Below are 10,833 nucleotides of genomic sequence, written 5' to 3'. Positions count from 1 at the left end.
GGGCTCCCTGGGTGGGGCGCCGGCCCTGGCCGCGGTACCGCTTCCGCTATGAGGCGGCTATGCAGCGGCGGTCCACATCAGTCCAGGTAGTCACGGAGGACCTGGGAGCGGGACGGGTGGCGCAGCTTCGACATCGTCTTGGACTCGATCTGACGGATGCGCTCACGCGTCACGCCGTAGACCTTGCCGATCTCGTCGAGGGTCTTCGGCTGACCGTCGGTGAGGCCGAAGCGCATCGAGACCACGCCCGCCTCGCGCTCGCTGAGCGTGTCGAGCACGGAGTGCAGCTGCTCCTGCAGCAGGGTGAAGCTGACCGCGTCGGCCGGGACGACCGCCTCGGAGTCCTCGATGAGGTCACCGAACTCGCTGTCGCCGTCCTCGCCCAGCGGGGTGTGCAGCGAGATCGGCTCACGGCCGTACTTCTGGACCTCGATGACCTTCTCGGGGGTCATGTCGAGCTCCTTGGCCAGCTCCTCCGGGGTGGGCTCACGGCCCAGGTCCTGGAGCATCTGGCGCTGGACGCGCGCCAGCTTGTTGATGACCTCGACCATGTGCACCGGGATACGGATGGTGCGGGCCTGGTCGGCCATGGCGCGGGTGATCGCCTGACGGATCCACCAGGTGGCGTACGTGGAGAACTTGTAGCCCTTGGTGTAGTCGAACTTCTCGACCGCGCGGATCAGACCGAGGTTGCCCTCCTGGATGAGGTCCAGGAAGAGCATGCCGCGGCCCGTGTAACGCTTGGCCAGCGAGACCACCAGACGGAGGTTGGCCTCCAGGAGGTGGTTCTTGGCGCGACGGCCGTCCTCGGCGATGATCTCCAGCTCGCGCTTGAGCTTGGGGGCCAGCTTGTCGGAGTTGGCGAGCTTGTCCTCGGCGAACAGACCGGCCTCGATGCGCTTGGCGAGCTCGACCTCCTGCTCGGCGTTGAGCAGCGGGACCTTGCCGATCTGCTTGAGGTAGTCCTTGACCGGGTCGGCCGTGGCACCGGCCGCGGCGACCTGCTGCGCGGGGGCGTCGTCCTCGTCGTCGTCGGAGAGCACGAAGCCCGCGTTCTCCGGCTCGGCCTCGGCGCCCTCGGGGCCGGGCTTGCCCGGCGCCTCCTCGATGACCTCCTCGCCCTCGAGAAGCTCGTCGGTGACGTCCTTCTTGGCGGTGGTCTTCTTCGCGACCGTCTTCTTGGCGGCGGCGGTGGCGGTCTTCTTGGCGACCGCCTTCTTGGCCGCGGCCTTCTTGGCGGCGGCCTTCTTCGCGGGTGCGGCCATGGCCTCACCGGCCGGGGCGGCGCCCGGGTCCGCGGTGGGGGCGGCGGGGGCCTTCTTGGCGGTGACCGTCTTGGCCGCGACAGTCTTGGTGGCGGTGCGCTTTGCCGGGCTCTTCGCTGCGACGCTCTTACGGGTGCGCTTGGGCGCCTCTGCGGCACTGACCATCAGCGTCACACCCTCCTCGTCGAGGATCTGGTTGAGGCTGCGCAGTACGTTCTTCCACTGGGTTGGCGGAATCTGGTCAGCCTCGAAGGCCCGGCGCACATCGTCGCCGGCGATCTGCCCCTCAGCCTTTCCCCGCTCGATGAGCGCCATGACAGACTCCGACTCGGCGATCTCCGGCGGGAGCGTACGGGATGTGCTGGCCGACACGAACAACCTCTCGGAACGTTGGAAACGGCTTCCGGCTCAGTCCACTGGGGACCGGAGCCGACGACCGCCGGCAGGGATGAACCGACGGCGCGGGCGGAGTGCGGAGGAGTACAGCGTTTTGAGCGACATCCGTATTCCCTCCGCGGCTGCCACCTCTTTAATCATCGCGCTGCCCCAAAGAGCGTTACGCCCAATACTCGTGGCCCGAGTCACACCCCATAACGGTCTTAATGCCCATCCAACGGGACAGAAAACTCCCAGTCGCGCACCGATGGGAGTCACACGGCGCCGATCGATCAGATCGCGCCGCGCCGCCGAACCCGCGACGCGGGATCCGGCGACGCCCTCTCGTACGCCGTACGGCATTCATCGGGCCGGAACTCGCCGCCTACTGACACCGCCTTGCCGTACGTCGTACGCCGCACGCTCCGGACGCCCGGCGATCCGGGCGACCGGACGCGCCGCGGCTCAGTGCTCGCGCGGCGCGGGCACCCCGACCTCGGCATGATCGAGATCCGGGTGGACGGTCAGCAGCTGGCGCATCGCCGCCTCGGCCGCCGCGGCGTCACCCTCGCCGACCGCCTCGACGATCCTGCGGTGGTGGGCGACCCCCGCCTCGGTGAGGCGGTCGCAGCCGGAGACCGGGGCCCCGGAGACATGGAGCGCGGCGGCGACGATGCCCGCCAGGTGCTCCAGCATCCGATTGCCCCCGACCTGGAGCAGCAGCGCGTGGAACTCGGCGTCGGCGCGGGAGAAGGTGAGGGCGTCACCCTGGGCCAGCGCATGGCTCATGATCTCGACCATGTCGCCGAGCCGCTGCTGCACCTCCTCGCGGCCGTGCCCGGCGGCGAGACGGGCGGCCAGCGGCTCGATGGTCCAGCGCAGCTCGCACAGCTCACGGCGCTGGCCGTCGCGCTGTGGACCGAAGGCGCGCCACTCGATGATGTCCGGATCGAGCAGGTTCCAGTCGCTGACCGGGCGGACCCGGGTGCCCACATTGGGGCGGGCGCTGACCAGGCCCTTGGCCTCGAGGACGCGCAGTGATTCCCGGACGACGGTGCGGGAGACCTCGAAGCGCTGACCGATCTCTTCGGGGACGAGCGGACGGTCCGCGCCCAGGTCACCGGAGACGATCATCTGGCCCAGCTGCTGAACGAGTTGGCCGTGCAGCCCGCGGCCCCGGTTGCCGGCCGCGCGTCGGCCCACCCGGCCGATCTCCGCCTCGGCACCGTCCCAGGAGGAGGGGGCGCTGCCGCGGTCGGCGCCGGGGGCTTCGGCGTAGGAGTAGCGGTCAAGCTCGCCCGAACCGGCCAGGCCGGAGTCGGCGGGGCGAGCCGCGGTCATCGTGGTGTGCGCAAGGGTACTCACGCATCCTTTGTCGGCGACGCCTCGGAAGCCCTTGAGGTCTTTGGTGAAAAGCACACGAAAGGGTGATCGCCCATTACCTCATAATTGACGCTCAATCGGACAGAAAGAAGCATCCTGCGGGGAGTTGCGAGCAGTTCGCGCGACGGCTGTGCGAATCCGCTTCGGGCCTGATCCACTGGCTGGGTACGGGGCCGGGCGGGCTACGGACCGAGCGGGCTGCGAGGTGGGGGGTCACGGGATGGGGGGTGCGTCGGAGCGGGCGGGCTGGTGGTCGACCGGGCGGGCGTGGACGCCCGGCGCAGGGCGAGTGCTACTGGCGGGTGCTCTTGCCGCGCAGACCGGTGAGGGCGTAGGCGCACAGCAGAACGGCCACCGACAACATCAGCGCCTGTCCGACCGGTTGGGACGCGAGCCGCAGCGCGACCGCCAGCCCTCGGTCGATCATGGAGGGCGACCGGTCCAGCGTCGCCGCGCGCAGCCGGTGCGGCAGCATGACCAGCGAACGCAGCGACGGGTCCTGCGCCGCGCGCTGGACGACGGGCACCGCGAGGATCGGCACGGCGAGCAGGGTGGCCAGCCCGAGCGCGGCGGAACGGAAGACTCCGGCAGCGAGCAGCCCGGCCCACGACGAGCCGATGGTCAGACCGAAGACGCCGACCACCAGCGCGGGCCAGTCGCCCGGCAGCGGCACCGCGTTGCCGCCCACGAGCAGCAGGAGCGCCGCGCTGTCGAGCACGATGACGCCGAGCGACAGCAGGACGGCACCGGCCGCGCAGACCGCGAATTTGGCGGCCAGCAGCCCGAGTCGGCGGGGTACGGCGTCCCGGGTCGCGGCCAGTGCCGGAAAGCGGAACTCGTCGCCGAAGGCGAGAGCGCCCAGGAGACCGGCCGCGATGGCGACGGGAGGCAGCGGGAGGTCGGCCGGCCAGCCGGTGAGCCGGTGCAGCTCCCCGGTGTCACCGGCGCGGGCGAGCAGCACGGAGGCGAGGAGCGAGGCCACGATGGCGGCGACGCCGATCAGCCAGCCGGTCCTTACGCCGGTGGCGCGGCGCACCTCGTAGCGCATCGGCCAGGCGGGGCCGGGGAAGCGGAGCTTGGGGAGCAGCCGCAGCGGGGGCGCCTCAGGGTCGCGGGCGCGGGCGGCGGCGGGAGTCCCCGGGCCCAGATCGGCGGTCTCCTCGACCAGCCGGTGGACCACGATGCCGTGCCGGTAGGCGGTCTCCCCGACGGAGGCGGGGGACAGGCCGTAGACGGAGATGTGGGTGTCGTCGTCCCGCACCACGGAGAACGGGTCGGCGGGCGCGGCGACCGGCTCCTCCTCGGGCTCGGTCCCGGCTCCGAACCCGGCGCCGATGCCGATGCCGACTCCGGTCCGCGCGTGGGCCGCTTCGGCGCCGACCGGGTCGGTGTCGGCAGCGGGGGCGGGGATGGAGGCGGGGACGGCAGCGGGGACAGCCTTGTCCGCCGGGTTCGCTGTGTCTGCCGTGTCTGCCGTGTCTGCCGTGTTCGCCGTGTCTGCCGTGTCTGCCGTGTTCGCCGTGTCTGCCGTGTTCGCCGTGTCTGCCGTGTTCGCCGTGCCTGCCTTGTTCGCCTTGTCGCCGGCCGTCTTGTCGTTGGCCGTGGCTTCCGCGGTGGCCTTCTTCGCTTCGGCCGCGGCGGAGCCCCGGGTGGCGAACTGGGCCCTCCTGACCTTGCGCCAGATCGCCCTCTTCCTGGCCTTGGGCCCGGCGCTCTCGGCCTTGACGACGTCGCCCCCGTCGACCACGTCGGGCTGGGCCGTGTCAGCCTGGGCAACCTCGGTCCTGGCCGCGAGCTCGGCCGCCGCGCGGGCCTCCTCCGCCGCCTGGGCCTCGGCCAACTGCCGGGCGGCCTCGACCTCCTCCTCCAGGACGGCGGCGAGGCGGCCGACGAGCGGCGAGTGGACGACGACACGGGGGCGCAGCCGGGTGCGGGCGAACTCGTCCACCGGCTGGTCGGCCACCAGCCGCCCCGCTTCCAGGGTGAGCACCTGGTCCGCGAGGCGGATCACGCCCTCGGCATCCTCGGTGGCGACCAGGACGGCGCCGCCCTGGGCGGCGAATTGGCGCAGCAGCCCGTACAGCCAGGCGGTGTCCCGGGCCGACAGGCCCCGTGCGGGCTCATCGAGGACCAGGGTGTGCGGGTCCCCGAGCAGCGCGGTGGCGATCTCGAGACGACGCTCCGCCCCGGTGGACAGATCACCGAGACGCTCATCCGCCAGATCGGTGAGGCCGACCACATCGAGCACGACATCGGCGCGTGCGGCGGCCACCCCGGCCGCGGCACCGAGCATCCTCAGATGCCCCCGCACGGTGCGACCCGGGTGACCGGGGACGTCCTCGAGGAGAACGCCGATCTCATGAGCCGGGCGCCGGATGCGGTGCAGGGGGCGGCCCCGGAAGAAGGCGGAGCCATGGCCCCGGTCGAGCTGCAGCAGAAGCCGCAGCGCGGTGGTCTTGCCCGCGTCGGGGCCGCCGAGCAGTGCGGTGACCCGGCCCGCCGGGGCCTCGAAGGTGAGGTCGTCGACAACGGGCGGTTGGTTGCGGCGGGGGGTGCTGGTCAGTCCGGTGGCCTGGATCATGGCTTCTCCCGCGGGGCATGGAACCGCTCGATGGCACGTGGGGACTGGTGGCGTACCGGAGAACGTTAACCCGCTATGTCCTATTTCGTCAGGACATAGCACTCCCGGGGAGTCGTCGTGTCATGGCCCGTCACACCTCGGGACGAAGCATGGGCGGATTGAGCACCGTCGCCCCTCCGGCCCGGAACAGCTGGGCGGGACGGCCGCCCTGACGGGTCGTCGTACCGCCTGTGGGCACCAGGAAGCCCGGGGTGCCAGTGACCTTGCGGTGGAAGTTGCGCGGGTCCAGGGCCACGCCCCACACCGCCTCGTACACCCGGCGCAGCTCGCCGACCGTGAACTCCTGCGGGCAGAAGGCGGTGGCCAGCGAGGAGTACTCGATCTTGGAGCGGGCGCGCTCGACCCCGTCCGCGAGGATGCGGGCATGGTCGAAGGCGAGCGGGGCGGCCAGATCGTTGTCGCGCCCGAAGGCCCCTTCCTGGTCGAGCAGCGACTCGACCGGCGCCCAGCGCACACTGTGCGCGTCGCCCCCGGCCCGGGGCGCGGGCAGATCGGGCGCCAGCGCGAGATGCGCCACGCTGACCACGCGCATCCGGGGGTCCCGCTTCGGATCGCCGTAGGTGGCGAGCTGCTCGAGGTGGGCGGCGTTCGGAGGGACCGGAAGCGTGGGGTCATGGGCGAGCAGCCCGGTCTCCTCGGCCAATTCCCTGGCCGCGGCGACGGCGAGATCCTCATCGGGCCGTACGAAACCGCCGGGCAGCGCCCACCGACCCTTGAAAGGCGGCTCCCCGCGGCGAACGGCCAGCGCACACAGCGAATGCCGCCGCACGGTGAGCACGACCAGATCAACGGTGACGGCGAATGCCGGGAAAGCCGACGGGTCGTAGGGCATGACGCGATCATAGTCGTCTGCCTGACGATAATCAGGCTCTTGAGCATGATCACCGATGTTCGTGAAATCGCTCTCTCAAGCGCTCGCCTGCACGATTCCCACACCTCCTTCCGAATCCCCCGCGCCGCCCTACGCGGGCAGACCGCCACACCCCCGACCCACCGGCCGCCCCGGGCCGCCGCGCCTCGGCACACCTCCCTCGCTCGCCGTCCGCCGACCGCCGACCGTTGTCCGCTGTCCGCTGTCCGTCCCTAGCAGCCGGGTCTCAGCACACCCGCCGACCGTCGCGGCCGGTGGCTCAGCCGCCGAACTCGTCCAGCGGAGGGACCTCCGAGGACAACCCGCCTGCCGCCCCTGGCCCCCGCCCCAGGGCTCCCCCGTCCTGGCCGGGTCAGCGGCGGCTGCGCGTTCCCCGGCCACCGGTGCGGCGCCGGGTGCGCGGCCGCCCTTCCGGACGGCGCCTGCCACCCGGGGCGCTCGTCCCCGCCGGGGCGCTCCTGCCGCCCCGGCCCGCCGCCCCGCTCGGCCGCTCCCGCGCCGACTGCGGATCCATCTGGTCTTCCGCCTCCCCCGCTTCCTCCAACTCCTCCGCCTCCGCCTCCGCGCGGGCGGCCGTCTCGGCGGACTCAGCCGACTCGACCGGTCCGGCCGTTTCCAGGGCCGTTTCCATGGCCGTTTCGGCCGAGGCTCCAGCCACCTCCCGCGGCTCGGCTGCAGCCAAGTCGCCGAGCCGCTCCAGTTCCGCGTGCACCGCGGCGTGCACGGCACGGTCGGCGCGGTCGGCGCGGTCAGCCTGGTCGGCGCGCTCAGACTCCTCCCGGCGCAAACATTGACGCAGCAGCTTCGGATGGACCCCCTCATTGCACGCCTGGTGCAACAACCTCGCGAAGAGGTAGTCGGGATCAACACGCAGGGCACGCCCGAGCGCCACCCGTGCCATGAGCTCATCACCCGCCGACCAGGCGACCCACCCCGCCAGGGTGAGCGGCGCCGCCGCATACTCCCCGTAGGAGCCGACACAGCGTCGGGCCAGCGCGCGCCACAGCCGCAGCGCCGCGTCGGCGTCCGCTTCCTCCATCCAGCCGGCCACCCGGTCCCGGGTCCGTCGGTCCTGCAGCCCGATGATCATCGCGGCCGCCTCCTGATCATCGAGCAGACCGTCATCTCGGAGATCGGCCGCACAGGCGTCGGCGACCGGCGGCGCGGCCTGGAACGTGTCCAGCATCCGGCCCACCAGACCGAGGGTCTGCGCACGCACCGTCGCGGAGCCGGCGCCGTCCAGAATCCTCGGCACAAGATCGGCCCCGGCCGCGTCCAGCACCCGCTCCTGCCCATCGGCCCGAGGCGCCCCGAGCGGGGCGAGCCTGGCCTCCATCTCACGCAGCGAGCCGCGCACCTGGACCCCCGCGAACGTCGCCGCCGCGGCCATGACCGACGTGCCGGGCAGCGCGAGCGGAACCCCTTCCGGCGGACAGCAGCGCCGGTCGGGGCAGACATACGACCAGAACCGGCCGCCGGAGATGCACAGCGCCTCGAACACCGGCACCTCCAACCCACCGCACGCGATGCGCAGCCGCTGAGAGAGAGGCCGCAGCCGCTCCATCGCCTCCTGCGCGGACTCGCCCTCGGCCGGCTCCTGGCACAGGAACAGAACGACCCCGTCCGGCCGCACACCACGCCGCTCGCTGCCGCTGATCAGGCATTCGGCGAGCTGATCGCAGACCTCGGGCCACTCCTCCGGGACCCGGGGAATGCCGAGCCTGAGCCTGCCGCCGAACCGGCCGCGGGCGCCGTGCAGCGCGATCATCACGATGCTGTCGTCCGGCTGGAAGCCCAGGACATAGGGCAGGGCATCGGCGAGCTCGGCCGGGCTGCGGAGGGTGACCTGCTCTTCGCCGGGCAGACCGGCCGCTTCGTTGTGTCGAGTCATGGCCCGACGGTCCCTCAGCGCAGCCGACCCCGCCACCCCTGTGGATAACGTTATCCACAGGCTGCCGGGGGCGTTGGCGCGATGTCGGCGGGATCGGGTTGCATGGGGGCATGAGCGACGAAGACCTGCGCATCTCGGCCGACCGCGTCCTGGCCCGCCTCGTCGGGGACACCACCGGCTCCGCCCGGCTCCGGGAGGATCAATGGCTAGCTATCGAGGCGCTGGTCGCCGAGCGCCGCCGGGCGCTGGTCGTGCAGCGCACCGGCTGGGGCAAGTCGGCGGTGTATTTCGTCGCCACCGCGCTGCTGCGCGAGCGCGGCAGCGGTCCGACCGTGATCGTCTCCCCGCTGCTCGCGCTGATGCGCAACCAGGTCGACGCCGCCGCCCGCGCCGGTATCCAGGCCCGAACGATCAATTCCGCGAACACCGAGGAGTGGGACACCATCCAGGCGGAGGTGGCCGCGGGTGAGGTGGATGTGCTGCTGGTGAGCCCGGAGCGGCTCAACAACCCCGACTTCCGCGACCAGGTGCTGCCTCAGCTCGCCGCCGCCACCGGCCTGCTGGTCGTCGACGAGGCACACTGCATTTCCGACTGGGGCCACGACTTCCGGCCCGACTACCGCAGGCTGCGCACCATGCTCGCCGATCTGCCCCAGGGCGTGCCCGTGCTCGCCACCACGGCGACCGCGAACGCGCGGGTCACCGCCGATGTGGCGGAGCAGCTGGGCACGGGCGAAGGAACCGGGCGGGCGCTGGTGCTGCGCGGCCCACTGGACCGGGAGAGCCTGCGGCTGGGCGTGCTGCCGCTGCCGGACGCCGCGCACCGGCTCGCCTGGCTCGCCGACCACCTCGATGAGCTGCCGGGCTCCGGGATCATCTACACCCTCACCGTGGCCGCGGCCGAGGAGGTGACCGCGTTCCTGCGGCAGCGCGGCCACACCGTCGCCTCCTACACCGGCAAGACGGAGAACGCGGATCGCCAGCAGGCCGAGGAGGACCTGCTGGCCAACCGGGTCAAGGCGCTGGTCGCCACCTCCGCGCTGGGCATGGGCTTCGACAAGCCGGACCTCGGCTTCGTGGTGCATCTCGGTTCGCCGTCCTCCCCCATCGCCTACTACCAGCAGGTCGGGCGCGCCGGGCGCGGTGTGGAGCACGCCGAGGTGCTGCTGCTGCCCGGCCGCGAGGACGAGGCGATCTGGCGGTATTTCGCCTCGCTCGCCTTCCCGCCCGAGGAGCAGGTGCGCCGCACGCTCGACGTGCTCGCGGCGTCGGACCGGCCGGTGTCGCTGCCCGCGCTCGAGCCCCAGGTCGAGCTGCGGCGGTCGCGTCTGGAGATCATGCTCAAGGTGCTCGACGTGGACGGCGCGGTGCGGCGGGTGCGCGGCGGCTGGACCGCCACCGGGCAGCCCTGGGCGTACGACGCGGAGCGGTATGCGTGGGTGGCGCGCCAGCGGGAGACCGAGCAGCAGGCCATGCGGGAGTACGCCACGACGGCCGACTGCCGGATGGAGTTCCTGCGGCGGCAGTTGGACGACGAGAAGGCGGCGCCCTGCGGCCGCTGCGACAATTGCGCGGGGGCGCGGTTCACCACCGAGGTGTCCGCCGCCTCGCTGGACGCGGCGCGCGGCGAGCTGGGGCGGCCCGGTGTCGAGGTGGAGCCGCGCCGCATGTGGCCGACCGGGCTGCCCGCGGTGGGCGTCGACCTCAAGGGCCGCATTCCGGCGGGTGAGCAGGCCGCTCCGGGCCGGGCCCTGGGTCGGCTGTCCGATATCGGCTGGGGAAACCGGCTGCGGCCGCTGCTGGCCCCGCAGAGCCCGGACAGCCCGGTGCCCGACGATGTTGCCGGTGCGGTGGTGACGGTGCTCGCCGACTGGGCCAAGGGCCCCGGCGGCTGGGCCTCTGGCGCGCCGGACGCCCCGGATCGCCCCGTGGGCGTGGTCACGATCGCCTCCCGCACCCGCCCCCAGCTGATCCGGTCACTCGGCGAACGGATCGCCACAGTCGGCCGGTTGCCGCTGCTCGGAAGCGTCGCGTACCACGACGGCGAGATCGACACCCGGGTGCCGCGCACCAACAGCGCCCAGCGGCTACGGGCGCTGCACGGCGCGCTGACCGTGCCGCCGCCGCTGGCGGCTGCCCTTGCCGAGGCGGGTGGACCGGTGCTGCTGGTGGACGATCTGGCGGACACCGGCTGGACCTTGGCCGTCGCCTCCCGGCTGCTCCGCCGGGCCGGAGCGGCCGGGGTGTTTCCGCTGGTCCTGGCCGTGCAGGGGTAGAGACGGCCGGGGCCACGGCGGGGCGCCAACCGGCCAGGAATATAGAACGCACATCCAGGTAAAACGGTCAGTGGTGCCGACTGCGCATTGCCGCACGCGGGCGCTACCGCGAGAATTGTCAGCAGCTCCCT

General features: G+C 72.4%; 6 protein-coding genes. 1 reads left to right on the top strand and 5 read right to left on the bottom strand.

The window, feature by feature from the left end; translation table 11 throughout:
* Nucleotides 1-77: 77 nt before the first annotated feature.
* The 5 genes from ACFXB5_RS06385 to ACFXB5_RS06365 form a co-directional block, all read right to left on the bottom strand.
* Complete coding sequence (locus ACFXB5_RS06385; protein ID WP_385203106.1) at nucleotides 78-1,637, bottom strand: RNA polymerase sigma factor; 1,560 nt, start codon at nucleotides 1,635-1,637, stop codon at nucleotides 78-80.
* A gap of 468 nt (nucleotides 1,638-2,105) precedes the next feature.
* A complete protein-coding gene (locus tag ACFXB5_RS06380; protein WP_385203103.1) occupies nucleotides 2,106-3,059 on the bottom strand; it encodes a FadR/GntR family transcriptional regulator in 954 nt (317 codons plus the stop codon).
* A 256-nt stretch (nucleotides 3,060-3,315) separates the two neighbouring features.
* Nucleotides 3,316-5,604, bottom strand: a complete 2,289-nt coding sequence (locus ACFXB5_RS06375; RefSeq protein WP_385203100.1) for an ATP-binding cassette domain-containing protein — start codon at nucleotides 5,602-5,604, stop codon at nucleotides 3,316-3,318.
* Between the two features lie 130 nt (nucleotides 5,605-5,734).
* Nucleotides 5,735-6,496: an NUDIX domain-containing protein gene (locus ACFXB5_RS06370; RefSeq protein WP_385203097.1), complete on the bottom strand. Its 762-nt coding sequence runs from the start codon at nucleotides 6,494-6,496 to the stop codon at nucleotides 5,735-5,737.
* Nucleotides 6,497-6,887: 391 nt separating this feature from the next.
* A complete protein-coding gene (locus tag ACFXB5_RS06365; protein ID WP_385203095.1) occupies nucleotides 6,888-8,426 on the bottom strand; it encodes a DUF4192 domain-containing protein in 1,539 nt (512 codons plus the stop codon).
* Between the two features lie 110 nt (nucleotides 8,427-8,536).
* Between ACFXB5_RS06365 and ACFXB5_RS06360 the strand changes: the two genes are divergently transcribed.
* Nucleotides 8,537-10,702 (top strand): RecQ family ATP-dependent DNA helicase, encoded by a 2,166-nt coding sequence (locus ACFXB5_RS06360; RefSeq protein WP_385203092.1) that lies wholly within the window; start codon nucleotides 8,537-8,539, stop codon nucleotides 10,700-10,702.
* The last annotated feature ends 131 nt before the right edge of the window (nucleotides 10,703-10,833 follow it).

Source organism: Streptomyces sp. NPDC059455, from assembly GCF_042750115.1.
Lineage (GTDB): Bacteria > Actinomycetota > Actinomycetes > Streptomycetales > Streptomycetaceae > Streptomyces > Streptomyces endocoffeicus.
The sequence above is the reverse complement of the archived record's forward strand: the minus strand, read 5'-3'. Positions and strand labels throughout refer to the sequence as shown.